Genomic DNA, 26,634 nt, shown 5'->3' on the forward strand with positions numbered 1-26,634 from the left:
TGGTATGACACTTAGTCAATTTAAGTAAGCAGATGATCTTAGCTACAAAAGTATTTTTTACCTCATTTGTTTTTGGGTTTATTCTTTTTCCCTATTTTATAAAGCTTCTAAAAAAAATAAGCAAAGATGGGCAACCAATTAGATCATGTGGACCAGAAAGTCATTTAATAACAAAAAAGAATGTACCACCTATGGGCGGAATAATAATACTGATTTCTTCTTTATTACCAATTTTACTCTGGGCTCAGTTAACACCAGAAATTTTGCTGCTGATATTGATAACTCTATTTTTTGCTCTACTTGGATTTATTGATGATTATTTAAAATTGAAGACAAATCACTATCGAGGTTTAAGTGCAAAAACCAAAATACTTATTCAGTTTATTGTTGCTCTGGTTGGTGTGTTTATACTTAAGCTATACTCTGCTGAATGTTTTACAAAAACGTCCCTATTTAAAGGAGTAATAATAGATTTTGGCTATCTATATGTTCCGTTTGCTGCGTTTGTAATTGTCGGCTCTTCTAATGCTGTGAATCTCACAGATGGTTTGGATGGCCTTGCTGCAACTCAAGTTATCACTTCCTTTGCTTTTTTGGGGCTAATTGCATATATAACTCAGGCAGATATGAATATTACTTTATTCTGCATTGCATTTATAGGAGCTATTCTAAGTTTCTTGTGGTTTAACACACATCCAGCAAAAATATTTATGGGTGATGTTGGTAGCTTGTCGGTAGGTGCGGCTTTAGGGTTAACTGGTGTCCTAATTAAAAGAGAAATGCTTTTTGCCATTATTGGAATAATCTTTGTAATAGAGACTCTATCTGTTATTATTCAGATATCATATTTTAAATATACAAAGTTTAAATATGGAGAAGGAAAAAGAGTTTTTCTTATGGCACCAATACATCATCACTTTGAGAAGAAGGGATGGTCAGAAAATGCAATCGTTGTGAAATTTTGGATAATTTCTATTATCTGTTCAGTTTTTACTATAACTTTCTTATTATAAAAACCTATGAAATACCCAGACTTTACATTAGAAAATAAATTATCAGGAGTGATAGCAGGAGTGGATGAAGTTGGAAGAGGTCCGCTAGCTGGTCCAGTAATATCCGCAGCTGTAGTGTTTATTGATAGAAATACAATTATTGATGGAATCAACGACTCGAAAAAGTTGACTCCTCAATGTAGGCAAGTCCTATATGAAAAAATAATATCCGTTGCAAAATTTGGTATAGGAATGGCAAGCGTAGAAGAAATAAATTCATACAATATCTTGCAAGCAACAAAACTTTCAATGAAACGTGCGTTGATAGACTTGGACCTAGAATTAGATTATGTGCTAGTTGATGGTAATCAACCACCTGAAGTGAAATGGCAAGTGAAATCCATAGTAAATGGTGATAATTTGAGTACATCAATTGCAGCAGCTTCAATCGTTGCAAAAGTTACGAGAGATCGGCTTATGCAAGAATTGCACAATAAGCATCCTGAATATAATTGGTATAAAAATAAAGGATATGGGACAAAAGAGCACCTTAACGCTATTGGCCTTTATGGAATTACAGAACATCATAGAAAAAATTTTGCACCCATATCTCGGGCATTATAGCCTTTACCCTTTTTTGAAAGGTATGGTTTCATTAAATAGGCAAACTGTACTCGATCCATTCCTTAAGGTAAACACTGAACTTACCCTTTCGATTATTAGGTAGTTATCAACTGTACGGAAATTTACTAAAGACTCATATCCTGCAGAATCAACCATAAAAACTGCCGGAAAATCAGAGTTTATTTTATTGAATTGTAGATATGTAAATTTTCCGTCATCAAAAACCTTAATTGGTATTATTGACTGACTACCTTTGACGTGCGAGATGGAATAATTAAAATTTAATCCCTTCTTTACAACTTCAATATCATTGATATCAGGAATAATGGTATGACTAGCTTGTTCGAAGATATCACCGTTATTTGTTGTGTAAATCTCATCACTGCTAAATAGTGGATAAAGAAACCTTACTTCATATGCTAATCTTGGATCATCTAGTCCAGTTGCTTCTTCAGCATGAAGTTCAAAGTAATAAACTCTTTTATTGGTAATTATAGTTGCATTAGTATCGGCAATATCATCTATAGGCTTAATAAACAATCTATTACCTTGAGGAAGGAGTTGCCAACCAGTTGAATCACCCATTGAAAGGTTTTGTATTACCTCCCCTGGTTCAAACAATATACTGGACTGATAACCATAAAAACCCGTATACTTATGTATAGCTTGTGGGTTATAATTTATCACCTTTATGTGATTATCTCCAGCTATTGAACGTGGCTCCTGTTTTGCAAGTGCATCACTACCACAGAGGAACAACAGTACGGCAAACAGTAAACCAATCATAATATCAAAATAAATTAATTTTCATTTTATCATTGATAGACATGCACTGCAACTATTAAGGCACTTTCTATACTATAAACCCCAAAGCAAGCGGTAGAAAAGGCAAGAAATAAGGCAAACTCCTTAAATACTTTAGAACTACAGGAGGCTTTACCTGAACGGATATACTTGGAATCCTGCCATTTTCACTTTGTAAACATACCAAGAATTCTGTCCATTATTCCACTCATATTTGCTTCAGCTTGAGTATACTCTATTTTACCACCATGCAAGATTAGTTTAATATCTGACCCAGGTGATATATTAACAAATTTACTGCCAACAACTCCACTGCTAGTGATCAGAGCTGAACTATCAATTGGCAATTTTATGTCTCTGCTTATACACATGTCGATTCGTGCTACGTAGGTAGCTTTGTCAAGTGATACACCAGTTATGCTTCCAACGTCCACACCAGAGATCTTGACACTATCACCAACTCCTATACCGTTAGCGTTAGCAAAAAGACCATATATTTTATTGCAATCCTTATAGTTTTTCTTTATGTAAGATAGCTTATCAATAGCAAAGAAAATCAGAAAAATAGTGAAAATTAATACAAATAATCCAGCGGTTATTTCAAGTATATTTGACCTTCGCATCTTTAGTTATCAGGACTCCAGCTTTTATAGTAATTTTTCACTTTTTGGTTTGGATAGTATGCACCTTTTGTACCCGTTAAATTAGGAGTATGTTTTACTTTTCTTTTTTTATTATTAACTGGTACTACATTATCAGTATAGTGAAGCCATATATGCCATTCCGGAGGCACTGTTGTAGGCTCAGAAACACTGCTATACATAACCCACCTTTTTCCTTTACTTGATTCATAGTAAGAATTTCCATTTTCATCTCTTCCTACAAATTTATCTTCTCTTCGTAATAGGCGTTTTATTGCATTACAAATTTTAGATAACATAAGGGTATTAAAACAAAAAGTATTATATATACTAATACTTTAACGATATATTAACAACAATTTAATGCAATTACCAATCTTACAAGTTATTATCCCAATAATTGCATCAATGTTTTGCTTTCTTGCCAAGAAACACAAGGTATCTTGGTTTATTTCTTTTATTGCAACAACAATCACTCTTATCATTTCATCAATACTACTCATTAAAACATATAAAGGTGAAATTATAACTTATCACCTTGGAAATTGGGCTCCTCCGTATGGAATAGAGTTAAGAATCGACGTGTTAAATTCCTTAATTCTAACCCTAGTGAATTTTATAGCGCTGATTAGTGTGCTTTATAGCTTTTATATTAACGAAAAAGAGATTAGCAAAAACAAAATCACTGGTTTTTACTCTCTATTTCTACTGTGCTTAAGCGGACTGCTCGGGATTCTAGTAACAAACGACATATTTAACCTTTACGTTTTCTTGGAAATTTCATCTCTTTCTTCTTATATATTAGTTTCAATGGGAAGGGATAAAAAAGCCTTGGTTGCAGCATTTGAATATCTAATTAGTGGAACAATAGGTGCAACATTTTATTTATTTGGCATCGGGCTCTTGTATTCAATGACTGGAACGCTCAATATGTCTGACATGGCTGAAAGAATAGTTCCATTATACGATAACAACATCATAAAACTTGGCACGTTGTTCATTTTTGTTGGTCTCTCAATCAAAATGGCACTGTTTCCATTAAGCAGGTGGCTGGTTAATGCATATAGTAAGGCGCCAAGTTTCATTAGCATATTCTTTTCAGGCACAGTGACAAAAGTGATGATATATGTTTTCATCAGAATCTTTTATACTGTTTTTCATCAAAATTTTTTCTTGTTTAAGCCGCTACTGGACAATGTGATAATTATCCTCGCACTTTGCGCTATTGTATTTGGGTCGATATTTGCAATAACCGCAAAAGACATAAAAAGACTGCTTGCTCACTCTAGTATTAGCCAAATTGGTTATATAATTTTAGCACTGAGTTTTAACTCAAAAACAGGTGTATTTGCAGCAATTCTTCACATAGTAAACCACAGCATAATAAAAACATCTTTATTTATGGCTGCAGGATGTATTTCTTACAAATTTGATACAACAAAAATAGAGAATTTATCGGGACTCAAGAAATCAATGCCTTATACAGCACTTGCGTTCACTCTACTCAGTTTAGCATTAATTGGTGTGCCTTTAACAAATGGCTTTGTAAGCAAGTGGTATATAATGAAAGCAATTATCGAATCTCGCGCGTGGATTTCCCTGATAGCTTTTGCTGCCGGTTCTTTTCTTGCACTAATATACATGTGGAAGATGATAGAGAAAATGTATTTTGAAAATGATGCAACGTCACGCACTAGAATGACACTAGGCAAAATTAATGATGTGCCATTTCCTATGCTTTTCTGTCTATTGTTTATGGCAGCTTTAACAATAGTGACTGGAATATATAGCACTCCAATTCGGTTAGTAGTTGAGAAGTTGGTTTTTTGATTTTTATCTTTGTTTTATATTTTACTATACTTTAAGGTTATAAGGTCTTTATTGTGGATAGACTGAAGAAGATTCATTGGTTGTTAGTCATTAACGTGATAGCGCTGTTTTGCGTTGGCATTGTTGTTCAATACTCTTCTGCTGGAGGAAAGTGGGTACCATTTGCAATTCACCAAATAGTCATATTTTCCTTCTTTTTCCTACTCGCTATAGCTATGTCATTCATAGAGCTAGATTTTTATTTGAAGCACGCCTACTTTTTTTATATAGCAGCAGCGATTTCGCTATTAGCAGTAAATTTTTTTGGCTCACACATAATGGGTGCAACAAGGTGGATAAGAATTGGATCAATCAGTTTGCAACCATCAGAATTTGCAAAAGTAGGCTTAATACTTGCGCTTGCTCGCTATTTTGATAAGCAGAGTGTGTATAAAATGATGGAATTTAAAAGATTGCTTAAGGCACTTATAATTATTTTCTTACCCGTGTTCTTGGTGTTAAAGCAACCTAATTTAGGCACAGCTGTAATAATGTTACTTATAGGGATGTCAATTATATTCACAGCAATAATAAAAAGATCTCATTCGGTAATATGTGGAACTCTTGGCATTTTTGCAGTACCGGCTATCTGGCCTTTTTTACGTCCTTATCACAAGCAAAGGATATTGTCGTTTTTGGATTCATCAGTGGATCCACTTGGAATAGGTTATAATGCGCAGCAATCTCAAATAGCTATTGGTTCAGGAGGTTTGCTTGGTAAGGGCTTTGTTAACGGAAGTCAAACTCAACTTGGATTTTTGCCGGAAAAGCGTACAGATTTTGCTTTTGCAGTGCTGAGTGAGGAGTGGGGCTTTTTAGGTAGCATGGCTTTAATTTTGCTTTATACCTCATTACTTGGCATAATTTTCTCTATCGCTTATAAGTCGAAAAATTATTTTTCTAAGTCGGTATCTATCGGCATTTTCGCCTTTTTTAGCGCTCATTTTTTTATAAACATCGGAATGACAATGGGCCTCTTACCTGTGATAGGCGACCCATTGCCATTTCTTTCCTATGGAGGAAGTACAACTGCTGCAAGCTTGATATGCATAGGATTATTGCTGGCAATAAAAGCAGATGAACAACAAAATGCTTGTATTTTACCTATGCTAAAGTAAAATTAAACTTTACTTGATAGTTTTTATGCTAGATGAAATGCGTGAGGAGTGTGGGGTATTTGGCATAAGTTGCAACCAAAGTGCTGCTTTTAACTCTATACTTGCTCTCCACGCTTTGCAGCATAGAGGTCAAGAGTCTTTTGGCGTAGTAACCAGTAACAACGATAAGCTGCACTCTTATCACTTTCAAGGTCAAGTGAGCAGCGTATTTGATGATATAGATGAAATAAAGAAATCCTTACCTGGAGATTGTGCAATAGGTCATGTTCGATACTCAACAAGTGGTAGTAAATTTGGAGTGCAGCCCATGTTTGGCAAAAGTGGCAAATTTGGGGATTTTGCCATAGCACATAATGGTAATTTAATTAATATTTCTCCGATACGCGAACAATTAATTAAACAAGAGTGCGTTTTTCAGTCAGATATTGATACAGAAGTAGTAGTGCATCTGACAGCAAGCGGTGAAAAAGATAGCTTTTTAGAGAGTTTTATATATGCATTAAGGCAAATACAAGGTGCTTATTCTTTTGTGGCAATCAATCAAGAAGTAGTTATTGGAGTACGTGATCCATCTGGAATCAGGCCCCTTGTTTTAGGAAAGTTAAACGGTTCTTACGTTCTTGCATCTGAAACTTGTGCTCTTGATATAATAAATGCAGAGTTTGTTAGAGAAATAGAACCAGGCGAATTAGTTACCATCAGTTCGGATAGTAAGCTAGCCTCAATGTTTCCTTTCCCACAGCAAAAATCAAGTTTTTGTATTTTTGAATACGTTTACTTTTCGAGACCAGACAGCATAATGGAGAATAGGTCCATATATGATATAAGAAAAGAAATAGGAAGAATACTTGCAGAAGAGAGCCCACCAAGAAACAATGTAAATATGGTTGTACCAATACCTGATTCTGGAATACCTGCAGCTATTGGATATGCAAAGCATTCAGGGTTACCTATGGAACTGGGGATAATTCGTAATCATTACATAGGAAGAACTTTTATACAACCAACCGCTGAAGTACGTAAAGTTAGAATAAAATTAAAATTCAATGCTAATAAGCACACTTTGAAAGGTAAAAACATAATTTTAATAGATGATAGTATAGTGCGTGGTAGTACGTTAACAAATATAATAGTTATGCTAAAGGATGCAGGAGTAAAAGAGATTCACCTCAAAATTTCAAGCCCACCAATTAAGCATTCTTGTTTTTATGGAATAGATACACCAGAGTGCAAAGATTTAATTGCTGCAAATAAATCTGTAGAGGAAATTAAGGAAGTTATAGGAGTAGATAGCCTAGCCTTCTTGAGTATTGATGGACTATATCAGGCTGTTAAAGCAGAAAAGCGTAACAATGCTACGCCACAATATTGTGATGCTTGTTTCACTGGTGATTATCCGATTGGCAAATAGTCTACGCAAGATCACTGGAGCTCAGATCTTAAACCGCCAAAATTTCTCTTGGCCTTTACTAATTCCGATTCTCGGAGTGCAAATATAATCTGGTTTGAGGTGGGATTCATAAACACAAAATTCGTGGCTTATAGTAAGGTCCTGTTTGTTATGTTCTTTTGTAATATTTAATCTTTTGTACAATATTCCTGGTCCACCTAAATTTGCTTCAAGTGGTTCAATAAGCTTTAATCCCCGTATTAACACTGCTGCTGGGAACCCTTCTGCTTCTGTTACAATGTTTAAACAGTAGTACATTCCATATATAAAATATACGTACGAAAACCCCGGCACACCAAACATTACTGAGGTTCGATTAGTATAGCCTCTTGCTGCATGACAAGCTGGGTCACTCATTCCTATATAGGCTTCAACTTCAGTTATCGTTCCACTAAAGTTAGAAAATTTCAGCATCTTTCCTAGTAACTCCCCGGCTACAACCAAAGTTGGCCGCTCGTAGAAATTTCTTGGTAGTATTATGTTGCTCATTATAAGAGTATAAGTTACTTGCAGGTGCAAGCAACTTATACTAATTACTACTTTTGTTTTTTCTTACTTACTCATTTGAGCAGCAGGAGCTTGATGTTTTTGTGTTGTGCTCTCTGTTACATCTGTTGAAGGTTGCTCCAAAAATTTTACTTCTTCAGAGCTTTTTTGTAATTGTGTTTGTGGCAATTGTGATGCTAATGCTTCATGTAAAGGCTTTGCTTCATATTGCCTTCCTACTTTTGCTTCTTTATGTGCAGCTAATTGCTCCATAGTAACACCATTACCCTCAATAAGTTCTACGGAGCCATTATCATGAATATTAATTTTAATATTACATTCTTTTCCTTGAGCATTCCACTTTAAAGTCATTTGATATGACCCATTAGCTACTTCATAAATTCTTGTTCCATGTTCATCAACCCGGCAACGTAGCCCCCTTGCTTTACTTTGAGGTAGCAATAATGTAATTGCTTTCACGCCATATTGTTTGCACAAATCGTTATTTAGAATGTCACTCATGCTTATTTCTTTTGTATTACTACCCATCGCAATTCTTACGGCAGGCTCAATAATATTATCTTCATTTTTGCTTTCTTTAAGTTTTATAAATTCTATATCATTATTTTCTATATTTTTAGATATCGCTTCTTTAATTTGTTCAGCAACTTTGCCTATAATGTTCTTACCACCATATTTATTCTCATCCCGAGCAGTATATGTATATATACCATTACTATCCTTATGAATATAAGGTGTTGGTTTCTTTTTATTAGTGGTATTAGTAGAAGTGTTGTTCTGCATTACAAAGAACTCATTCCATTCTTCTGCATTATTAAGAGTGACGTATTTAGGTACATTCTCATCTAGTATTGATTTAGGTACATTTTTAGTATCCGAAATCGAATTATTATCAGAAGGACTGATATTTAGATTAGAAGAAGTTTCAATTAAAGACACAGTTTCAGTGCTATTAGTTAACATATATGCCTCCATTATTTTTAATATATAAATGTTAGCATATAGATACCACGCCAATTAGTCAATATAAATTATGATGTTTAATGTTGAAAGCTCAAATACTCCTTTGCTTGATCGGTTAGAACGCGCCCTCTTGGTGTGCGCTTTACAAAACTAATTTTGATTAAATAAGGTTCTACTGTTTCTTCAATATTGCCAACATCTTCGGATAGCGCAATAGATATGGTGTCAATTCCAACAGGGCCTGAAGTGTTGAATAAAAATCTTAGATAATTCATATCAAGTTTATTGAGTCCCATTTTATCTACACCCAATTTTAGTAATACAGAATCAGCGACTTCATAAGTAATTTTTTTATCATCTTTCACTTCAACAAAATCCCTTATTCTTCTGAGTAACCTCAAAGCAATTCTTGGAGTGCCGCGCGCACGGCAGGCAATTTCCCGCGCAGCACCCTCTTCAATTTCAGCAGAAAGAACTCTTGCGCCTCTTTTTATAATATCGACTAGCTCCTCAAAAGAATAAAACTCAAGGTGCAAAGGAATGCCAAAACGATCTCTGAGTGGCGCAGAAAGTAATCCAAGCCGCGTTGTTGCTCCAATTAGCGTAAATGGTGGTAGATCTATCCTTAAAGTGCGAGTAGATGGACCTTCACCTACTAATATGTCCAGGCAAAAATCTTCCATAGCAGTATATAAAACTTCTTCGATGCTGCGATTTAATCTATGAATTTCGTCGATAAATAGAACATCTTTTGCATTTAAAGTGGTAAGCACTGCGGCCAAATCTCCAGCTTTACTAAGTAAAGGACCAGAAGTTGCGCGAAAGCTAACTCTTAATTCTTTAGAAACAATTTGTGCTAAAGTTGTTTTACCAAGCCCTGGAGGACCATATAATAAAACGTGATCTAAAGCTTCAGTTCTCGTCTGTGCAGCGTTTATAAACACTTTTAAATTTTGTATTAAGTCTTTTTGCCCGACAAAATCATCAAGTTGCTCAGGCCTGATGTTAATATTGCGCACATCTTCAGTATATTCTTTACCGCACGATATTGATTTCATAATGTTAAGAGCTCCTTAAGCGCCATGCGAATAATGTCCTTAGTGTCCAGGTTTGACGATTCGTCTTGTATTTTTTTTATCGTATCATAAGCTTTCATTTTTTCATACCCAAGATTGATCAATGCTGAAAGGGCATCTTCATTAATTGGATTAAAGTTATTGTTATTTATTTCTAGTTTACTTACTTTGCCACTCAATTCAGTGATGATTCGATTTATGAGTTTCAAGCCAAGTCCACTCATCTTGAGTGCTACTTTATCTTCATTCATAATTGCCAAAAATAGCTGTTCTGGAGTTAATTTACTCAAAATTGACATTGCAGTTTTATAGCTAACGCCGCTTACTTTGACAAGCAACCTCAAGCACTGCTGTTCTTCTTTGCTTATAAAACCATATAGCTGAGCGACATTTTCTCTGTTATTTGCATAGGTTTCGATAAGTAATTTGATTCTACTTCCAATTGCACAAGCACTTAAAGTTTTGGCTGAAAGATACACCATATAGCCAACATCATTCACGTTCAGGATTATGTGATCACTGCGCACTTCATCAACTATTCCGCTTAGATTTCCTATCATTTTTAGCACTGTATAGGGTTCAGTTTAAATACTCCTGGATCTTAGGTCAAGCAAACGAACATTATAACAGGGAAACGTGGCTAAAAAACCACTTGACAAACTCCGCCAGCCCCCTTATCATAAGCACTGAAGCTATTTATTTATCTTCTCTGTACAGATTAAATGACAAAAAAACTCACGTATCTAGCGCTCCGTGTTTAATTTTTTGCACTATGTGCACCTTATGTCTTATAAAATTTCTACCTACATAAGCTGAAACGCGCTTATAAAGCGTTTAAAACATAAAAAAACGCCAGCTTAAAAAATGGATAGTGAATAATTAGCTACCCTAGGGTTTCTTTTGCCTTTTTTTCTGTTTAGTAAATTTCTTAACGTTTATAATTTAGATTAGTTGCGGTTTAAAAGTAGCTGAATCGCGGTTATTAAGTGTTTAGAATAAAAAAACGCCATACTTGAAAGTATAATGTAAGTAATTAGCCAACCACGGGGCTTCTTTTGCCTTTTTTTTATTTGGTAAATTTCTTAATATTTATAGCTAAACGACAACCGTCATCCCGCTACGTGTTAGCGGCTAAGAGATACCGCGGCGGTATGACGTCTTAGCCATAGATTACCTGATCTCACCATCTTTCCGGTTGTTTTATACATAATTCTCGAATTTTGAAAATTTGCTCCATATCTAATTTCTCACTTGTATAAAATTTGTTTTCTTACTTCGAGACCTAATCTACCACAACTTTTATATGGCGTTTCTTTCCTGCAGATAATTTTATAAATGGCTGATCTTTAAAGCTCTCGAAATTTATTACATGATCAATATTGTTTACAACATTATCATTAATCTTGCATCCGTTGCCCTGTATTAAACGCTTTGCAGCGCCTTTTGAAGGTTCAAAACCGGTGTCATGTAGTAGGTTTACTAAGGATATGCCGCTTGCCACTTGTTCTTTTTTTATGATGTAATCAGGAAGTAGTGAGCTACCTTCATTCTCAAAAGCAGAAATTGCAGCAAATTGTGCAAGTTCCGCTTCTTTGTCACCATGACATATTTTTGTCACTTCTGTTGCCAAGACCTTTTTTGCTTCATTTATTTCTTGATCCTTTAAAGACTCTAATTTTCTAATCTCATCAATTGGCACATCAGTGAGCAATCTTAAAAAACGTCCAACATCTTGATCATCAACGTTGCGAAAATATTGCCAGTAGTCGTAAGGCTTTAGCATATTATCATCAAGCCACACTGCTCCACTTTCAGTTTTGCCCATTTTTTTTCCTTGTGCATTTAATAAAAGAGGCATGGTAAGGCCAAATAGCTCAGGTAAATTCAACTTTTTTCCAAGTTCAATTCCGTTTACTATATTTCCCCACTGGTCTGACCCTCCAATCTGCAGACGACAATCATATTTTTTGTTTAATTCAATAAAGTCGTAAGCTTGCAATAGCATGTAATTAAATTCCAGAAAGCTTAAGGTTTGCTCTCTATCCAGCCTGGTTTTCACACTACCAAAACTTAGCATACGATTTACAGAAAAATAAGCTCCTATATCACGCAAAAAATCTATGTATTTTATGTTATCCAACCAATCTGCGTTATTTACTATCATTGCACCAGTCTTGCTGTCATTAAAAGACACCATTTTTTCTAATGTTCTCCTTATACTGGATGTATTTTGATTGATGTTCTCTACAGGCAAGATGCTTCTTGCTTTATCTTTGAAGGATGGGTCACCAATTTTTGTTGTGCCACCTCCAAGTAAGACTATCGGCTTATAACCAAATTTTTGTAGGTGACAGAGCATCATAATCTGAATTAGGTGACCAGCATGAAGACTTGGTGCTGTGCAATCAAACCCAATGTATGCAACTATATAATTGCTCTGCAATAATAATTGATCTAGTCCTTCAATGTTTGTGCATTGGTATAGGTACCCTCTTTCTTGGATGAAATTTAAAAATTCAGATGCGTGTTTCATTTTATAAACTCCAGTCTATCCTGTCATTAATGCCGAAGGTAACCCTAATAGAGAAGCCAGTGCCCAGACACTGGAACTTAATTATAAACAAGCACACTATACAACGTTTTCGATGAAATTGCATGAAAAACTGGATTCCAGTGTCAGCTACTTTCATGACACCACTACCTGTGCAGGAGTTGCCTTCAAAATTACAACGTTTGTGCAGTTGTGCACCAGCTATCCAGGCAATCAGTTCCATAACTCTTCTATTTTATAATACTCCCTTACTTCCGGCCTGAATATGTGAACCATTATGCCTTGAAAATTCAAAACTACCCAATTGCCTTCATCCATACCTTCTACATCTATTTTATCATGTGGCTTGAGGCTTTTTATTACGTGCTCAGCTAAAGCTTTAACGTGACGGCTTGAATCACCAGATGTAATAATCATATATTTTGCAATAACGGTTTTATTCTGCACATCAAAAGTTACTATATCATGACCTTTATTTTGATCTATTATCTCTTCAATTGTACTTCTTATCGATTCCATATCGCTAAGCATTGTTTACAGGTTATATGATTCATTTATAATTATATACTCAAAATTTCTAAATATGAACTATTTTCAACGCAACTACTTGTTAAAGGTATTACCTGCATCTATTTTATCATCATGTTTTTAGCATGTACAATGTATATACTTTTTATATAATTGAAAATAGCTTTTTACTAGTATTCATTATGGGCAAGACTCTCATCTACTTAATCGGCTTTCCAGGCAGTGGTAAGTTTACTACTGCAAAGGAACTGTGTAAAATCATTGGTGCAGTAATAGTAAGCAATAATCTATTCAATAATATTATATTTGATATTATTAAATTACAAAACGCTGAAGTTCCAGATGACCTATGGGAAAAAATTTTTGCAGTTAGGGAAAATGTATTAGCAATACTGGAAAAACACTACGTAAAATCAAAACATTATATATTTACAAATGAATTGATAGAGGGTGATCCCTATGACCAAAGATTATATAACTCAGTGGTAAATTTAAGTAAAAAAATGGACATGGAAATTTTTTCTGTAGTATTACATTGTAATAATGAAAAACTAGTAAGACGTGTCCTATCAGAAGAGAGATATCAGGAAAATAAAATTACTGATCCGGATTTTGCTATAAAGAAAATTGAAGGGAAAAGGCTATTTATACCTGAGGGTTCGCTTGAAATTGATAACTCGAACTTGAGTGCAAAGGAAGTTGCAAAGAAAATTGTTGAAGAGATGAAGAAAGAAAAAAATGGAAAATTAATTAAAACTTCTGTAACAAATCATTTAAAAACAGAGCGTACTCGTGGTTGAGCAGAAAGATAAGTACCGTCCTTGTGTTGGCATAATGCTATTTAACAGACAAGGACATGCCTTTATTGGAAAACGCTTTGATAGCGATTCTTACTGGCAGATGCCACAAGGAGGTGTTGATGATGGTGAGGAACTGGAACAAGCAGCGTTACGTGAGTTGCTAGAGGAGGTTGGTACTAATAAAGTAAAGGTTATAACTAAAAGCAAGGATTGGATATACTACAACTTGCCTGAAGAAGTTATACCAATATGCTGGAATGGAAAATATTCTGGTCAAAAGCAAAGGTGGTTCTTAATGAAGTTTTGCGGAGAGGATGAGGACATTGATATTAATTATACTGGTCATCCAGAGTTCAAAGAGTGGCGTTGGCAAGGTATAGATAGTTTAGTAGCCAGTGCTATATCATTTAAAAAAGAAGTTTATAAAACAGTGATAGAAGAGTTTTCTTCTATAATAAAAGCCTCAACAATAAGCTCATGATAGTAGATTCTCATTGCCACTTGATTTATTTTTCTGACGATGAAATACCAAAAGTAATTTCAAGGGCAGAGCAAAATGGTGTAAAGGTTTTGCATAACATATGCGTAAGCATTGACGATGTTCCTAAGTTATTAAAAATTTCTTCATCCTATGATCAGGTCTACTCCTCTGTTGGTATACATCCGCTTGATGCTGCTATAGAAAACGGTGAGTGTATACATGTTGATGAATTAGTTGAATTTACCAAAAATCAAAAGGTAATTAGTATCGGTGAAACCGGGTTAGATTTTTATAAATCTGACAACAAAGACAATCAGAAAAAAAGTTTTGCATTACATATAGAAGCGTCAAGAATAACTGGACTACCTTTAGTTATTCACACAAGAAGCGCTGATAATGAGATGATCGATATGTTAAGGTCAGAAATGAAAGCCGGTGCTTTTAGTGGAGTAATGCACTGCTTTGCTTCCTCTAAAGAACTTGCTGATCAATCTATAGATTTGGGGTTATATATTTCATTTTCTGGAATTATTACTTTTAAAAATGCGAGCTTACTCAGAGAAATTGCACAAAATGTACCACGCGAGCGTGTTTTAGTCGAAACTGATGCACCATATCTATCACCTGAGCCTTATAGGGGAAAAAAGAATGAACCAGCAATGGTGAAATACGTTGTTGATTGTTTGGCAGAGTTGTGGAATGAGTCACCAGAACAAGTAGCGAAGGTAACCACAAGCAACTTTTTTAGGCTGTTTGAGCTATAAAGAAGCTCTATAAAACCATTAATTTGCTTATGAACCTAAAGATTTCACCAGCTCTCTCACCGAGTTTACAGACTTATTAAACATTTCTTGTTCACTATCATTCATTTTAACTTCTAGGATCTTTTCAATTCCGTTTTTTCCAATAATTACAGGAACACCAATAAACAACTCTTCTACACCATATTCACCATTAAGGTAAGCAGCACATGGTAATATGCGCCTCTTATCTTTTAAATATGATTCTAACATGCATATAGCTGAAGATGCAGGAGCGTAGTATGCAGATCCAGACTTAAGCAGATCAACTATTTCTTTACCGCCATTGCGAGTGCGTTCAACTATTTCATCGACTTTTTTCTGTGTGATAAGACCCACATCGATAATTTGAGTAAGTGGAACTCCAGCAACTGAAGCACAATTGATTAGTGGTACCATAGTGTCGCCATGTCCTCCAAGCACAAAAGCAGATATATCTTTAACTGAGATATTTAACTCACTTGCAAGAAAGTAACGAAAACGGGAAGAATCAAGCACTCCTGCCATGCCAACAATCATATTAGTTGGAAGGTTTGAAAATTTATGCACCACTGAAACCATGGCATCCAAAGGGTTGGTAACCACTATTACAAACGCGTTTGGAGAATATTTTTTAATATTTTCGCCAACCTCCTTCATTACTTTAGCATTGGTTTGCAGGAGGTCATCCCTGCTCATTCCAGGTTTTCTAGCGATGCCAGCGGTTATTATAATTGCATCGGAGTTTTTTATATCTTCATACCTATTTGTGCCAGTAATATTGACATTAAATCCATCAATAGGGGATGATTCTGCTATGTCGAGTGCTTTACCTTGTGGTATTCCATCACTAATATCAAGTAAAACAACATCACCGAGTTCCCTTAGTGCAATCATATGGGTGAGAGTTCCACCGATATTTCCTGCACCGATTAAAGATATTTTTTTTCTTTGTACTGTCATTTTCTACTCCTTTGTATTTACTTTTATGGTTTTACCTTCCCAAGGCGATAAGCTATCAAACATACGAAAATCTTGCGGTAAATCCATAGGATTATACACAACCTTTTTTGTCTCTATATCATATCTTACTTCCTCATAACCAGTGAGAGGGAAATCTTTTAACATTGGATGACCTTTGAATCCATAGTCTGTTAGAATCCTACGCAAATCAGGGTGATCAGAAAACTCTATTCCATACATATCAAACACTTCACGCTCAAACCACAAAGCCGTACTAAATATCTTCGCTACACTTGGAGGCATGTCGCTTTCACATAACTGAAGCTTTATGTGTACTCTAATATTATGCACAATGCTGAGCAGATTGTATATTAGCTCGAAACGCTTCTCTCTATTTGGATAGTCAACCCCAAAAATATCAACTAATAGTTCAAACCTACACTTTTCATCATCACGTAGAAAGAATAGGTACTTTTCAATTTCATCTAAAGTTGAATATATTACAATAATGCCATCATCTTTTTGAATGCACTCGCATTTGGTCTTTTTTTGTATATACTTTGCAGTTTTATCCATTCCGAGTCCGTTTTATTTTGTTTTGTAGGCATAGCATTCCATATAGCAACGCCTCAGCGGTTGGTGGGCATCCAGGGACATACACGTCAACTGGCACAATTCTATCACAGCCTCGGACTACTGAATAAGAGTAATGGTAATAACCACCACCATTTGCACAACTTCCCATGGAAATAACATACTTCGGGTCTGCCATTTGATCATAAACCTTGCGCAATGCTGCTGCCATTTTATTAGTTAGTGTGCCAGCAACAATCATCACATCTGATTGACGTGGGCTTGCACGAAACATTATACCATATCTATCAAGATCATAACGGCTGGATGCAGTATGCATCATCTCAACTGCGCAACATGCAAGACCAAATGTCATTGGCCACAATGAACCAGACCTTGCCCAATTCATTACATAATCTGTTAAATCACCAAATTTAGTGACAAGAAACCCTTCTTTTTTATAACGACCCCAGTCATCATTAGATAGAATTTGATTTGTCATAAACTACTCCCACTCTAATGCACCTTTACACCATTCATAGATAAAACCTATAGTGAGTATTGCAAGAAATACCATCATAGACCAAAATCCACCATAGCTTATCTTAGATAAAGAAACAGCCCAAGGAAAAAGAAAAGCAATTTCTAAGTCAAATATTATAAATAATATTGAAACTAGATAAAATTTAATGTCAAAATTTTTTCTTGCACTGGATAGTGGATTGAAGCCACACTCATATGTGGAAAGCTTTTCACCATCTGGCTTACTCACTGCAAGAAACATAGGCAATATACCTAAAGCAAAAGATACTACAATTGATACGCAGATAAAGATTACTATGGTTAAATATTCGCTCATTTAACAAAACATATAACACTATGAGTTTACATGCTTTCCTAACTTTTTACCACCTAAAATATGCACGTGAAAGTGTGGTACAACCTGCTCTCCATTTTCACCGTAGTTAGTGACTAATCTATATCCTGTTTTTTCTAGATTATATTTGTGTGCTATCTCTCTTACAGTTTTGAAGAAATCCGCTATTTCCTCTTCAGGAGCTTTTAGAATGAAATCATCATATGAAATATATTGATTTTTTGATATGACTAAAATATGAACTGGTGCGTCAGGGTACTTATCATGAAAAGCTAGTACATTTTCATTTTCATGTATCTTCTCACAAGGTAACTCACCTCTTAATATTTGAGCAAAGATGTTATCGCTATCATAAACTTCATTGCTCATATTTTAAGAGCGACCTTTCCCTCTTTCTTCGTTTTTCTCTACATTAGGTGTAGATAGTGGTTTTATCGCTTCACCAGAAGCATCTTCAAGATTTAAAGAGCTTACAAGTTCCCTTACTTTTACCATGTCCTGCTGTTCTTTCAAAAAGGGTTCTATTCCACTTACCCTTTTTCCAGTAACAACTCCTGGTTGTAAGTGATACATATCCCCAGGAACAGTTAGACTATGATGTCTTTCCTCTATTTTTTTAGCTTCACTCATAATACTCCCCTATAACTTATTTTTGCATTCCACAACTTTGCGACTTACCTGCTTTTATAGCTTCTTGCGCCCATTTTTTCTCACCTGAAGCTATAGTTTCTGAAGGCTGACCAACATCAGACTTCACAACTTTGTCTGATGACTGCTTTTGATCATCATATTCCTTATACAATTTTTCTGCAATACCATACAGCAATTTTAAGTCTGTGTGAACTTTAAATTCTCCGCCAGTAATTTTTGCTAGCTTTTTAAGGTTGCCACCAACTCCTTCAGCTCCTTCAGCAATTTTTTCAAGAGCAAGCTCTTTTATTCTTTTCTCATCAATTCCTGGATTGTTCTTTTTGATGTCTTCAATTATTTTTTTAACATCAACTTCAATTACAACTTTGTTTTCTTCTTTAAAGATAGTTACATTTGGCAGGTTTTGCTTCATTTCACCTAATCGTTCTGGCGTCAAATAGGGTATATCCCCTGTCAGAGTCCTTGATGCTAAAAAAGTTACCTTTCCTGTCCCTTTCTTTTGCCCCATTATTTGGACACCAAGATCCTCACTAGCTTGTGTGGTTTCTATAGGTGGATCACATTCTTCAAGTGGGTTGCCAATAATAGAACGTCCGCCATTTTTTATGTCGTGCCGCATTTCATCCCAGGACTTAAACCAATTCTTTGGCCATATAGGGTACACTGCACCCTTGACTAGAACTTTTACACCTCTACCCAGAAAACTTCCTACTCCCGAAGCTGCATTACCAACTTTAGCTAGTATAGAAGTAGATTTTTCATTTTTTCCTGTGAACATACATACCTCCAAAGTACTTTCTACAACTAAATACATTTTAATTATAGACGAAAAAATTTAAACCTCTATATCCATTATAAGATAGAATTATAGGGATTGCAACCATTATTTGTACATTGTCTAAAACATGTAGTATTTTCGCTACTTTTATTGTTCGATTTATTATAAATAATACTCTCTAAATTATGTTTAAATGGAGCACAAATAATATCATTGATGCAACTGGCGGAAGAGACGTAAATGGTTGTAATTGGATACATAGCTCAAATATTTTAACAGATACAAGAAGCATAAAAAAAGGTGATTTATTTATTGCACTCAAGGGAAAGAATTTTGATGGCCATAATTTTTTGCATGAAGCGTTTTTAAAAGGGGCAGTAGCTGCAATAGTAAGTGAGGGTAAATATAAAAATTTTCCTCTCGTTATTGTACAAGATACCCTGAAAGCTTTGCACGATATGGCATCATACTATATTAGAAATGTTCTTGTTGACGCTAAAGTTATTGCAATTACAGGCAGTATCGGGAAAACTACTACAAAGGATATGCTGCACACTGTTTTATCGCAATATGGAGTGTCCCATGCAAACGAAGGTAACTTAAATAATAATATAGGATTGCCTTTGACAATTCTAAAAGCTCCAAAAAACTGCCAGTACTTAATCCTTGAAATGGGAATGAATAAAGCTGGTGAAATAAAAGAATTATCAAAGATTAGTAATCCGAATATTGCAGTTATTACCAACATCGAACCTGCACATACTGAAAATTTTTCATCACTACTTGACGTTGCACAAGCGAAGTTAGAGATTCTGTATGGTATGAAAAATAACGGTACTTTGATTTTGAACAGAGATAATAAATATTATGATTATCTCTCATCACATGCCAATAGAAATGTAATAAGCTTCGGTAAAGATAAAAATGCTGAAGTTTGTTTGTTGGACCTAATAAGAAATGGTGACGGGCTAAATTTAAAAATCAGGCTGAGTGATAATCAAACTATAAACTGTAATTTACGTGTGCAAGGTGAGCATTTTGCTTATTCGCTACTTGTTGCAGCAGCAGTTGTGCAAAGCCTCGGACTTGATTTATCAAAATTACCACTTGCACTTAAGAATTTTAGTGTAGCGAAAGGTAGAGGCAATATTCATAAGGTCAAATACAATAGAAAATATATACATTTAATTGATGACTCCTATAACGCCAGCCCTGCTTCGATGAAAACTGCGATAAAAACTTTGAGTACATATTCTAATCAGAGAAAAGTAGCTTTGCTTGGTGATATGTTGGAACTTGGTGATGAAAGCATAAAATTTCATACAGATCTGGTTAAGGTTATCACAGAAAATAATATAGATAAAGTTTATACAGTTGGTAAATTTATGTTAGAATTGCATGAGCTTTTGCCAGATAATATAAGAGGCACGCATTTTAATGATTCTAATCAATTGAAAAGTGATTTAGCTAACATTATTCAGAATAATGACGCAATTCTAGTTAAAGGCTCACGAGGAATGAAAATGGATCTTATTGTACGGGAATTCGTAATAAAATATTAAGCGAAATCATTGTATTAATTTACAGTAACAAATTATTAGGAACTTTAATTGTGACAAAACGTGTAATTATTTTTGGTGGAACGGGGTTTATAGGGAAACACATCGTAAGACGCTTGGCAGCAGAAGGATATTTAATAAAGATATTCACTCGTAATCAGGAAAAAGCTGCTTGTTTAAAATTGTGTGGCAATTTAGGACAAATATCAATATTTAAAGGCGATTTTTTTTGATGAAAAATCAGTTCTGGATGGTATGGAAGAATGTGATGTAGCTATAAACTTAGTGGGAATATTATATGAAGCAAAAAAGCACGATTTTTACGCTGTTCACGTTAAAATAGCTGAAAGGATAGCAAAAGCTGCAAAAATGAAAAATGTACCTATGATGATACATTTTTCTGCTATGGGAATAGAAAATAGCAAGTTGTCAAAATATGCCAAAAGTAAATTAGAAGGTGAAAAAGCTGTAACTTCAGCATTTCAAAAAGCAATAATAATTAGGCCAAGCCTTGTATTTGGTAAAGAAGACAACTTCTTTAATAAATTTGCAAGATTAGCAACTATTCTTCCTTTCTTACCACTAATTGGCAATGGAACAACTAAATTTCAGCCAATATGTGTAACAGACTTAGCTGAAGTGGTATATCGTATTATCAGTTTTAATAAGCAAGACAAGAAAATTTATAACATGGGTGGACCAAAGGTTTACTCTTTCAAAAGCTTATTGAAGTTTATTCTGAATGTTACTAACAGAAAGTGTTTGTTGATCAATGTATCTTTTCCAATGGCAGAGTTAATAGCTTTCTTTTTAGAAAATAAAATTATTTCTATGCTGTTAAAACCAATAACCGGAGATACGAACCCTATGCTTACTCAAGATCAGGTGAAAGTTATGATGAATAGTTCAATCGAAAAGTCAGTTGACCTTGAAACAATGAAGGTTCGACCATTAGCAATTGAAAATGTGGTGCCAGAGTACTTGAAGATTTATAGAAAGTATTGATAAAAGAGTGTGCCCGGTGGGATTCGAACCTACGACCCACAGCTTAGAAGGCTGTTGCTCTATCCAGCTGAGCTACGGGCACACAACATATATAAAATGCTTCTTAGTACAAGTGAAGTCAAGTACTTCGTGTGAATATGATGTTTATCTTACAAAACCTTGTCATTGCAGTTGTGTGTCGCGCGCTACCGAAATTGGATGCGAGAAGTCTATTTATTTTAGAAAATATTATATAGAAACTTACTTGACAAACTCCGCCAGCGCCCTTATCACGATAGTGGAGCTATTGTATTTGCTTTCGCCAATCTGCAGATTAAAAGGTAAGGATTACTTAATGTATCGGCGTCTTATGTTCAATTTTTTGCAGTATATAGATACTGTATGTCTTTACAAAACTTCATCTACATCTAGATTTTTATCTAAATAAGCTGAACGCGCTTATAAAGCGTTACAAGACATCAAAAAATGCCAATACTCGACAGAGATAGTAAAAGACTAGCTAACTCGGGGATTCTTTGTCTTTTTTTTCTGCTTAGTAAATTTCTTAAACATTTGCAGCGTAGGTTAGTTGCAATTAAAAGCGGCTTAATCTTGCTTGTCAAGCGTTTAAAACATAAAAAACGCCAATATTTTAAAGCGGATAATAACCACGGGGCTTCTTTTGCCTTTTTTTTATTTGGTAAATTTCTTAAACATTTATGGCTAAACGACAATCGTCATCCCGCTACGTGTTAGCGGGATCTATGTTAAGGTATAGTAGGGGATCTATGCCGAGATACCGCGGCGGTATGACGGTTAAGTAGGGTGTCATTCCAGTGCTCCTTTTTTTGTCATCCCAGCGTCACGCGTTGGTTTCAACATTATATCATGAACTTTCTAAAATTCATTGAGTTATGCTTTCAAACGGTAGTGCCTGGGTGTGAGTATAACGATTATCAGTATATAAAAGTCATAGCAGATAGGCTGGAAGCAGCGAGCGCTGGTGAAGTGAAACGAATAATATTCAATATGCCTCCGCGCTCGATGAAGTCCATGTGCATAAGCGTTGCGTGGCCCGCATGGATACTGGGAAACCAACCAACTGCGAGAATAATAGTTGCAAGTTATTCTCAGCGGCTCAGCGAAAAGCACTCGCTCGACACCAGGTGCGTGATGCAGTCTAGTTGGTATAGAGCGCTATTTCCAGAGATAGAACTATCCAAAGACCAGAATACCAAATATAAATTTCAAACAGTGCAGAGAGGATACAGAATCGCAACATCAGTTGGTGGAACACTAACTGGTGAAGGTGGTGATTTTATCATTGTGGACGATCCGCTCAGTTCTGCTCAAGCTTTGAGTGAAACGCTTAGAAAGCGTGCCACAAACTGGTTTGATCAGACTTTAGTAACCAGGCTGAACGATAGAAAAAAAGGAGTCATCGTTCTTGTAATGCACAGGCTACACCAGGAGGACTTAACTGGACACCTTCTCTCCAAGCCAAAAAACATATGGCATCATATTTGTTTGCCAATGATTTCTGAAAATAAGCAGGTTATTTATTCAATCAAAAAGCCAATACCCCCCGTTCCTATCATCCGAGTAGCTCAGCACTGTGGGACCAGGCGATTATATAATAAACCAGCGTCACCTGTAAGGATATTATATTCAAGAGAAGAAGGTCAGTTGTTATATCCCCTCGATGGAGGAAAAGAAGAAGTTGAGATAATAAAAGCTGAACTTGGGAGTTACGCTTTTGCTGCTCAATATCAACAAAACCCTCTGCCGCTTTCAAGTGGTATAATTAAACCAGAGTGGTTGAAACGCTATAAAAAATTTCCTGATAATCTCTCGCATATAACACAAAGTTGGGATACTGCGGTTTCAACAAGTAACATGAGCAACTTTAGTGTCTGCATCACCTGGGCAAAAATAGATAATAAATTCTATTTACTCGACGTATATCGCGCAAAGCTTGAGTATCCAAAGCTTAAAGAACAGGTTTTGTCACTAGCTGCAAGATGGACGCCACACGCAATTTTAATCGAAGCAAAAACAAGTGGTCAACAATTGGTGCAAGAGCTAAAGACAAACAGTGATTTACCGATTATTGAAATAGTGCCACATGATGACAAGCTCACTCGATTCCACCGGATTGCTCCGATGATAGAGTCTGGCAAGGTTTTTCTGCCACATCAAGCAGTATGGCTGAACGATTTTGAGTATGAGATTTTAATGTTTCCTGAAACTCGACACGATGATCAAGTAGATAGTACCGTGCAATATCTCCAGTGGGTGAGAAACAGTACCTCCAGGGTTGCAGCTGAATCTAGCTTCTCGTTGCTGCTGCGATCATATACTATTGTAATGAGCCTTCAAAGTCACTTAAAAATAGCAACGTCCAAGGGTTTTCTGAAAAGGTCCCACAACCCGGTTCGTAAAATTCACAAGAACCATTAAAATATTTTTTTTACTTTTCATTGTATATTTCTCAACATATTATCTTTAAGTACTAAAATAATTAACAATATGGCATTATTAATAGTTGAATCACCTGCGAAAGCAAAGACAATAGGTAAATATTTGAGTAAAGAGTTCAAAGTAGCTGCATCCTTTGGACATGTGAGAGATCTTCCAGCAAAAAACGGTTCTGTCGATCCGGATAATGATTTTGCTATAAAGTATGAAACCATTGAAAAAGCAGAAAAGTATATAAAAGAGTTAGTAAAAGCCGCAAGCAAAACATCAGATATATATCTTGCAACAGACCCAGACAGAGAAGGGGAAGCAATGGCTTGGCATGTGATAGAGACATTAAAAGAAAAGAAAGCAATCAGTAATGAAAACAACATTTATAGAGTAGCCTTTAATGAGATAACAAAGAGAGCAGTTCAGGAAGCAATAAAAAATCCACGTGAAATTAATATGGATTTAGTGCGTGCACAACAAGCACGTAGAGCTTTGGATTATCTAGTTGGATTTAGTTTGTCACCACTGCTGTGGACAAAATTGTCGGGAAGCAAGTCTGCAGGGCGAGTGCAGTCTGTTGCATTAAAGATTATATGCGAACGAGAAGATGAAATTAGTAAATTTATAACACAGGAGTATTGGAGCATAAAAGCAGAAATGCAAAATAGCAAAGATGAGGCTTTTTTTGCTATGCTAAGCCACTATGACAATAAAAAGCTAGAAAAATTTGATATTAAGAATGAAGAAGAAGCAAAGAACTTAGTCAGGGAGATTGAATCAAGGCAATATGCTGTAAGCACAGTAGAACGCAAGCAAGTTAAGAGAAACCCGCTTCCTCCGTTTATTACTTCAAGTCTTCAGCAAGATGCAGTGAATAAACTGTATTTTAATGTGAAAAGTGTTATGCGCATAGCGCAAAATTTATATGAAGGTATCGATATTGGTGGTGAAACTGTAGGGTTGATAACTTACATGCGTACAGATGGGTTTTATATTGCAGATGAGGCTATAAACTCAATTAGAGGGTCAATTAAGTCATTATATGGTGATAAATATTTACCGCAGTCTCCTCGTAAATATGTAAAAAAGGTCAAAAATGCTCAAGAAGCACATGAAGCAATTCGTCCAACTGATATCAATAGAACGCCGGGTAGTATTAAGGATTACTTAACGCCAGAGCAATTTAAATTGTATGATTTAATCTGGAAAAGGACCATTGCAAGTCAAATGGAGTCGGCGATTCTTGATCAAGTGGTAGTCGAAATTAGTTCTACCGACCAGAAAGTAATTCTGCGAGCAAGTGGATCAAGTATATTCTTTGATGGTTTTTATAGAGTCTACCAAGATAACATGGAAGCCGAAAATGAAGGCCTGCTACCTGCCATGAAGGAAGGGGAAGCATGCAAGCTGATTTCAGTTGAGCCAAAACAACATTTCACTCAACCGCCACCTCGTTATAGTGAAGCAAGTATCGTTAAGAAAATGGAAGAAATCGGTATAGGCCGCCCATCAACTTATGCAACAATTATTTCGGTATTACAAGATCGTGAGTACGTTTCATTGGATAGCAAAAGGTTTATTCCAAGCAGTCGTGGTAAAATCGTTACTATATTTTTAGAAACCTTTTTTCAGCGTTGTGTAGAGTATGATTTCACAGCACAAATGGAAGAAAAGCTTGATTTAATTTCAAATGGACATGCAGATTGGAAAAAAGAATTAGGCCACTTTTGGGTGCCATTTTTTGGTCATGTAAACTCTGTCAAGCAAATGACGCATGATGAAGTTTTCAGCGGCATTCACGATTTGGTAATCGATTGGTTTTGTTCAGAAGAAGGAAGAAAAGAGGTGAATACGAAATGCCCTGCTTGCTTAGGTGGCATATTGAAATTGAACTTTGGAAAAGCCGGGGTGTTCCTTGGATGTTCTAACTATCCTGAATGCAACCATACAAAAGAAATTACGGGCAGTAACGACAATTCAGAATATCCAAAAAGTTTAGGTATAGATGATATAACAGGACAAGAGGTAGTAATTAAAAAAGGTCCTTTTGGACTTTATCTGGAGTTTAATAACGAGTTAAAAAAGAAAAAAACGGTTTCCATACCAAAAGATATAAATGTTAATGAGATTGATCTGAGCACCGCTACTCAGTTACTTTCCTTGCCAAAAGTAATCGGAGAACACCCTGAAACCGGAAAGGAAGTAAAAATAGGCCTTGGGCGATTTGGGTACTATATTTTCTATGATGGTAAATACTTTTCTCTTAAGAAAAGCTCCAAAGAGGTGCTGAATACAGAATTGAGCGAAGTTATACAAATTATTGCAAACAGCCCACGCAAAGAGCTAAAATCTCTTGGGGTTAATGAAAAGGGAAAAGAAGTTTTTATCTGCAACGGTAGGTACGGATTCTATATAAAATGCGGTAAAACAAACGTTGCTTTGGGCAAGAGTGCAGATATTGAGAGTATAGATCTGGAGAAGGCTTTAGAGTTGATTAAGGGTAAGAAATAGACTTCTTGCATAACCATATGCTCTTTATTGTCATTCCAGCGCGTGACGCTGGAATCTAGAAAAAAAGAACCTGGATGCTAGTGTCT

At 35.5% G+C, this 26,634-nt stretch carries 27 protein-coding genes, 1 tRNA gene and 2 pseudogenes; 12 read left to right on the forward strand and 18 right to left on the reverse strand.

The window, feature by feature from the left end; translation table 11 throughout:
* Window positions 1-32: 32 nt before the first annotated feature.
* Together mraY and ACEL90_RS05405 are read left to right on the forward strand one after the other, a co-directional pair.
* On the forward strand, window positions 33-1,013 hold the full coding sequence (mraY, locus tag ACEL90_RS05400; RefSeq protein WP_423348862.1) for a phospho-N-acetylmuramoyl-pentapeptide-transferase: 981 nt from the start codon (window positions 33-35) through the stop codon (window positions 1,011-1,013).
* 6 nt (window positions 1,014-1,019) lie between these two features.
* Complete coding sequence (locus ACEL90_RS05405; protein ID WP_015589381.1) at window positions 1,020-1,616, forward strand: ribonuclease HII; 597 nt, start codon at window positions 1,020-1,022, stop codon at window positions 1,614-1,616.
* A 3-nt stretch (window positions 1,617-1,619) separates the two neighbouring features.
* On the opposite strand, the gene virB9 is transcribed toward ACEL90_RS05405, so the two are convergent.
* From virB9 to ACEL90_RS05420, 3 genes are all read right to left on the reverse strand, one after another.
* The gene (virB9, locus tag ACEL90_RS05410) at window positions 1,620-2,402 is read right to left on the reverse strand and encodes a P-type conjugative transfer protein VirB9 (protein WP_010082330.1); all 783 of its coding nucleotides are present in this window, start codon (window positions 2,400-2,402) and stop codon (window positions 1,620-1,622) included.
* Window positions 2,403-2,587: 185 nt separating this feature from the next.
* A complete protein-coding gene (locus ACEL90_RS05415; RefSeq protein ID WP_423348863.1) occupies window positions 2,588-3,043 on the reverse strand; it encodes an outer membrane lipid asymmetry maintenance protein MlaD in 456 nt (151 codons plus the stop codon).
* A 2-nt stretch (window positions 3,044-3,045) separates the two neighbouring features.
* On the reverse strand, window positions 3,046-3,360 hold the full coding sequence (locus tag ACEL90_RS05420; protein ID WP_182309790.1) for an NADH-ubiquinone oxidoreductase subunit NDUFA12 family protein: 315 nt from the start codon (window positions 3,358-3,360) through the stop codon (window positions 3,046-3,048).
* 64 nt (window positions 3,361-3,424) lie between these two features.
* Here ACEL90_RS05420 and ACEL90_RS05425 point away from each other — a divergent pair, with 64 nt between their 5' ends.
* The 3 genes from ACEL90_RS05425 to purF are packed head-to-tail and all read left to right on the forward strand — an operon-like array spanning window position 3,425 to window position 7,459.
* Complete coding sequence (locus tag ACEL90_RS05425; RefSeq protein WP_423348864.1) at window positions 3,425-4,891, forward strand: proton-conducting transporter membrane subunit; 1,467 nt, start codon at window positions 3,425-3,427, stop codon at window positions 4,889-4,891.
* A 53-nt stretch (window positions 4,892-4,944) separates the two neighbouring features.
* Window positions 4,945-6,048 carry a rod shape-determining protein RodA gene (gene rodA, locus ACEL90_RS05430; RefSeq protein ID WP_423348865.1) on the forward strand — a complete coding sequence of 368 codons (1,104 nt, stop codon included), beginning with the start codon at window positions 4,945-4,947 and terminating at the stop codon, window positions 6,046-6,048.
* A gap of 25 nt (window positions 6,049-6,073) precedes the next feature.
* On the forward strand, window positions 6,074-7,459 hold the full coding sequence (purF, locus tag ACEL90_RS05435) for an amidophosphoribosyltransferase (protein ID WP_423348866.1): 1,386 nt from the start codon (window positions 6,074-6,076) through the stop codon (window positions 7,457-7,459).
* Window positions 7,460-7,480: 21 nt separating this feature from the next.
* Here the strand turns inward: purF and ACEL90_RS05440 are convergent, their stop codons facing one another.
* The 7 genes from ACEL90_RS05440 to rsfS form a co-directional block, all read right to left on the reverse strand.
* A complete protein-coding gene (locus ACEL90_RS05440; RefSeq protein ID WP_423348867.1) occupies window positions 7,481-7,987 on the reverse strand; it encodes a DNA-3-methyladenine glycosylase in 507 nt (168 codons plus the stop codon).
* 63 nt (window positions 7,988-8,050) lie between these two features.
* Entirely contained in the window at window positions 8,051-8,968 is a 918-nt protein-coding gene (locus ACEL90_RS05445) for a hypothetical protein (RefSeq protein ID WP_423348868.1), read from the reverse strand.
* A gap of 77 nt (window positions 8,969-9,045) precedes the next feature.
* Complete coding sequence (gene ruvB, locus ACEL90_RS05450) at window positions 9,046-10,026, reverse strand: Holliday junction branch migration DNA helicase RuvB (protein WP_015589389.1); 981 nt, start codon at window positions 10,024-10,026, stop codon at window positions 9,046-9,048.
* Window positions 10,023-10,604: a Holliday junction branch migration protein RuvA gene (gene ruvA, locus ACEL90_RS05455; protein WP_265024512.1), complete on the reverse strand. Its 582-nt coding sequence runs from the start codon at window positions 10,602-10,604 to the stop codon at window positions 10,023-10,025. The genes ruvB and ruvA overlap by 4 nt, the downstream gene beginning before the upstream one ends.
* A 722-nt stretch (window positions 10,605-11,326) precedes the next feature.
* The gene (tyrS, locus tag ACEL90_RS05460) at window positions 11,327-12,577 is read right to left on the reverse strand and encodes a tyrosine--tRNA ligase (RefSeq protein ID WP_423348869.1); all 1,251 of its coding nucleotides are present in this window, start codon (window positions 12,575-12,577) and stop codon (window positions 11,327-11,329) included.
* Window position 12,578: 1 nt separating this feature from the next.
* Window positions 12,579-12,818, reverse strand: coding sequence for a hypothetical protein (locus ACEL90_RS05465; protein WP_423348870.1), 240 nt, complete (start codon window positions 12,816-12,818; stop codon window positions 12,579-12,581).
* A complete protein-coding gene (rsfS, locus tag ACEL90_RS05470; protein ID WP_423348871.1) occupies window positions 12,809-13,126 on the reverse strand; it encodes a ribosome silencing factor in 318 nt (105 codons plus the stop codon). Before rsfS ends, ACEL90_RS05465 begins: the two co-directional genes overlap by 10 nt.
* A gap of 179 nt (window positions 13,127-13,305) precedes the next feature.
* Between rsfS and ACEL90_RS05475 the strand changes: the two genes are divergently transcribed.
* The 3 genes from ACEL90_RS05475 to ACEL90_RS05485 are packed head-to-tail and all read left to right on the forward strand — an operon-like array spanning window position 13,306 to window position 15,168.
* Window positions 13,306-13,923 carry a hypothetical protein gene (locus ACEL90_RS05475; protein ID WP_423348872.1) on the forward strand — a complete coding sequence of 206 codons (618 nt, stop codon included), beginning with the start codon at window positions 13,306-13,308 and terminating at the stop codon, window positions 13,921-13,923.
* A gap of 34 nt (window positions 13,924-13,957) precedes the next feature.
* Complete coding sequence (locus ACEL90_RS05480) at window positions 13,958-14,404, forward strand: RNA pyrophosphohydrolase (RefSeq protein ID WP_007548581.1); 447 nt, start codon at window positions 13,958-13,960, stop codon at window positions 14,402-14,404.
* Window positions 14,401-15,168 carry a TatD family hydrolase gene (locus ACEL90_RS05485; protein WP_264339544.1) on the forward strand — a complete coding sequence of 256 codons (768 nt, stop codon included), beginning with the start codon at window positions 14,401-14,403 and terminating at the stop codon, window positions 15,166-15,168. Before ACEL90_RS05480 ends, ACEL90_RS05485 begins: the two co-directional genes overlap by 4 nt.
* Before the next feature lie 27 nt (window positions 15,169-15,195).
* Here ACEL90_RS05485 and mdh read toward each other — a convergent pair whose 3' ends face one another.
* The 7 genes from mdh to ACEL90_RS05520 are packed head-to-tail and all read right to left on the reverse strand — an operon-like array spanning window position 15,196 to window position 19,025.
* Window positions 15,196-16,146, reverse strand: coding sequence for a malate dehydrogenase (gene mdh, locus ACEL90_RS05490; protein ID WP_423348873.1), 951 nt, complete (start codon window positions 16,144-16,146; stop codon window positions 15,196-15,198).
* A gap of 3 nt (window positions 16,147-16,149) precedes the next feature.
* A complete protein-coding gene (locus ACEL90_RS05495) occupies window positions 16,150-16,722 on the reverse strand; it encodes an NADH-quinone oxidoreductase subunit C (protein WP_423348874.1) in 573 nt (190 codons plus the stop codon).
* Window positions 16,715-17,221 carry a NuoB/complex I 20 kDa subunit family protein gene (locus tag ACEL90_RS05500; RefSeq protein WP_006279574.1) on the reverse strand — a complete coding sequence of 169 codons (507 nt, stop codon included), beginning with the start codon at window positions 17,219-17,221 and terminating at the stop codon, window positions 16,715-16,717. Before ACEL90_RS05500 ends, ACEL90_RS05495 begins: the two co-directional genes overlap by 8 nt.
* Window positions 17,222-17,224: 3 nt before the next feature.
* Window positions 17,225-17,578, reverse strand: coding sequence for an NADH-quinone oxidoreductase subunit A (locus ACEL90_RS05505; RefSeq protein ID WP_006279576.1), 354 nt, complete (start codon window positions 17,576-17,578; stop codon window positions 17,225-17,227).
* 18 nt (window positions 17,579-17,596) lie between these two features.
* Complete coding sequence (locus ACEL90_RS05510) at window positions 17,597-17,965, reverse strand: HIT domain-containing protein (protein ID WP_423348875.1); 369 nt, start codon at window positions 17,963-17,965, stop codon at window positions 17,597-17,599.
* A gap of 3 nt (window positions 17,966-17,968) precedes the next feature.
* Complete coding sequence (locus ACEL90_RS05515; protein WP_423348876.1) at window positions 17,969-18,226, reverse strand: hypothetical protein; 258 nt, start codon at window positions 18,224-18,226, stop codon at window positions 17,969-17,971.
* A gap of 16 nt (window positions 18,227-18,242) precedes the next feature.
* Window positions 18,243-19,025 (reverse strand): hypothetical protein, encoded by a 783-nt coding sequence (locus ACEL90_RS05520; RefSeq protein ID WP_423348877.1) that lies wholly within the window; start codon window positions 19,023-19,025, stop codon window positions 18,243-18,245.
* Between the two features lie 185 nt (window positions 19,026-19,210).
* On the opposite strand from ACEL90_RS05520, the gene ACEL90_RS05525 reads away from it, so the two are divergent.
* Together ACEL90_RS05525 and ACEL90_RS05530 are read left to right on the forward strand one after the other, a co-directional pair.
* Window positions 19,211-20,587: a UDP-N-acetylmuramoyl-tripeptide--D-alanyl-D-alanine ligase gene (locus tag ACEL90_RS05525; protein ID WP_423348878.1), complete on the forward strand. Its 1,377-nt coding sequence runs from the start codon at window positions 19,211-19,213 to the stop codon at window positions 20,585-20,587.
* Window positions 20,588-20,637: 50 nt separating this feature from the next.
* Window positions 20,638-21,589: pseudogene (locus ACEL90_RS05530) on the forward strand (complex I NDUFA9 subunit family protein).
* A gap of 8 nt (window positions 21,590-21,597) precedes the next feature.
* Here the strand turns inward: ACEL90_RS05530 and ACEL90_RS05535 are convergent.
* A tRNA-Arg gene (locus tag ACEL90_RS05535) sits at window positions 21,598-21,671 on the reverse strand.
* Window positions 21,672-22,456: 785 nt separating this feature from the next.
* Here ACEL90_RS05535 and terL point away from each other — a divergent pair.
* Window positions 22,457-23,893 (forward strand): annotated as a pseudogene (terL, locus tag ACEL90_RS05540) (phage terminase large subunit); the annotation flags it as partial.
* A 204-nt stretch (window positions 23,894-24,097) separates the two neighbouring features.
* Window positions 24,098-26,548, forward strand: a complete 2,451-nt coding sequence (gene topA / locus ACEL90_RS05545) for a type I DNA topoisomerase (protein WP_423348879.1) — start codon at window positions 24,098-24,100, stop codon at window positions 26,546-26,548.
* Window positions 26,549-26,634: the final 86 nt, after the last annotated feature.

The organism is Wolbachia sp. wLmal (genome assembly GCF_049435495.1).
Lineage (GTDB): Bacteria > Pseudomonadota > Alphaproteobacteria > Rickettsiales > Anaplasmataceae > Wolbachia > Wolbachia pipientis.

What these genes read in the sequence shown, in the direction of transcription:
- topA (WP_423348879.1), top strand. Translation starts at nt 24,098, where the DNA reads ATGGCATTATTAATAGTTGAATCACCTGCGAAAGCAAAGACAATAGGT.
- ACEL90_RS05465 (WP_423348870.1), bottom strand. Translation starts at nt 12,818, where the DNA reads ATGGAACTGATTGCCTGGATAGCTGGTGCACAACTGCACAAACGTTGT.
- ACEL90_RS05445 (WP_423348868.1), bottom strand. Translation starts at nt 8,968, where the DNA reads ATGTTAACTAATAGCACTGAAACTGTGTCTTTAATTGAAACTTCTTCT.
- ACEL90_RS05415 (WP_423348863.1), bottom strand. Translation starts at nt 3,043, where the DNA reads ATGCGAAGGTCAAATATACTTGAAATAACCGCTGGATTATTTGTATTA.
- ACEL90_RS05520 (WP_423348877.1), bottom strand. Translation starts at nt 19,025, where the DNA reads ATGTTCACAGGAAAAAATGAAAAATCTACTTCTATACTAGCTAAAGTT.
- ACEL90_RS05425 (WP_423348864.1), top strand. Translation starts at nt 3,425, where the DNA reads ATGCAATTACCAATCTTACAAGTTATTATCCCAATAATTGCATCAATG.
- mdh (WP_423348873.1), bottom strand. Translation starts at nt 16,146, where the DNA reads ATGACAGTACAAAGAAAAAAAATATCTTTAATCGGTGCAGGAAATATC.
- ACEL90_RS05525 (WP_423348878.1), top strand. Translation starts at nt 19,211, where the DNA reads ATGTTTAAATGGAGCACAAATAATATCATTGATGCAACTGGCGGAAGA.
- ACEL90_RS05440 (WP_423348867.1), bottom strand. Translation starts at nt 7,987, where the DNA reads ATGAGCAACATAATACTACCAAGAAATTTCTACGAGCGGCCAACTTTG.
- ACEL90_RS05505 (WP_006279576.1), bottom strand. Translation starts at nt 17,578, where the DNA reads ATGAGCGAATATTTAACCATAGTAATCTTTATCTGCGTATCAATTGTA.
- rsfS (WP_423348871.1), bottom strand. Translation starts at nt 13,126, where the DNA reads ATGCTTAGCGATATGGAATCGATAAGAAGTACAATTGAAGAGATAATA.
- ruvB (WP_015589389.1), bottom strand. Translation starts at nt 10,026, where the DNA reads ATGAAATCAATATCGTGCGGTAAAGAATATACTGAAGATGTGCGCAAT.
- ACEL90_RS05405 (WP_015589381.1), top strand. Translation starts at nt 1,020, where the DNA reads ATGAAATACCCAGACTTTACATTAGAAAATAAATTATCAGGAGTGATA.
- ACEL90_RS05475 (WP_423348872.1), top strand. Translation starts at nt 13,306, where the DNA reads ATGGGCAAGACTCTCATCTACTTAATCGGCTTTCCAGGCAGTGGTAAG.
- ACEL90_RS05485 (WP_264339544.1), top strand. Translation starts at nt 14,401, where the DNA reads ATGATAGTAGATTCTCATTGCCACTTGATTTATTTTTCTGACGATGAA.
- ACEL90_RS05515 (WP_423348876.1), bottom strand. Translation starts at nt 18,226, where the DNA reads ATGAGTGAAGCTAAAAAAATAGAGGAAAGACATCATAGTCTAACTGTT.
- tyrS (WP_423348869.1), bottom strand. Translation starts at nt 12,577, where the DNA reads ATGAAACACGCATCTGAATTTTTAAATTTCATCCAAGAAAGAGGGTAC.
- purF (WP_423348866.1), top strand. Translation starts at nt 6,074, where the DNA reads ATGCTAGATGAAATGCGTGAGGAGTGTGGGGTATTTGGCATAAGTTGC.
- ACEL90_RS05480 (WP_007548581.1), top strand. Translation starts at nt 13,958, where the DNA reads ATGCTATTTAACAGACAAGGACATGCCTTTATTGGAAAACGCTTTGAT.
- ACEL90_RS05420 (WP_182309790.1), bottom strand. Translation starts at nt 3,360, where the DNA reads ATGTTATCTAAAATTTGTAATGCAATAAAACGCCTATTACGAAGAGAA.
- mraY (WP_423348862.1), top strand. Translation starts at nt 33, where the DNA reads ATGATCTTAGCTACAAAAGTATTTTTTACCTCATTTGTTTTTGGGTTT.
- ruvA (WP_265024512.1), bottom strand. Translation starts at nt 10,604, where the DNA reads ATGATAGGAAATCTAAGCGGAATAGTTGATGAAGTGCGCAGTGATCAC.
- ACEL90_RS05500 (WP_006279574.1), bottom strand. Translation starts at nt 17,221, where the DNA reads ATGACAAATCAAATTCTATCTAATGATGACTGGGGTCGTTATAAAAAA.
- ACEL90_RS05495 (WP_423348874.1), bottom strand. Translation starts at nt 16,722, where the DNA reads ATGGATAAAACTGCAAAGTATATACAAAAAAAGACCAAATGCGAGTGC.
- virB9 (WP_010082330.1), bottom strand. Translation starts at nt 2,402, where the DNA reads ATGATTGGTTTACTGTTTGCCGTACTGTTGTTCCTCTGTGGTAGTGAT.
- ACEL90_RS05510 (WP_423348875.1), bottom strand. Translation starts at nt 17,965, where the DNA reads ATGAGCAATGAAGTTTATGATAGCGATAACATCTTTGCTCAAATATTA.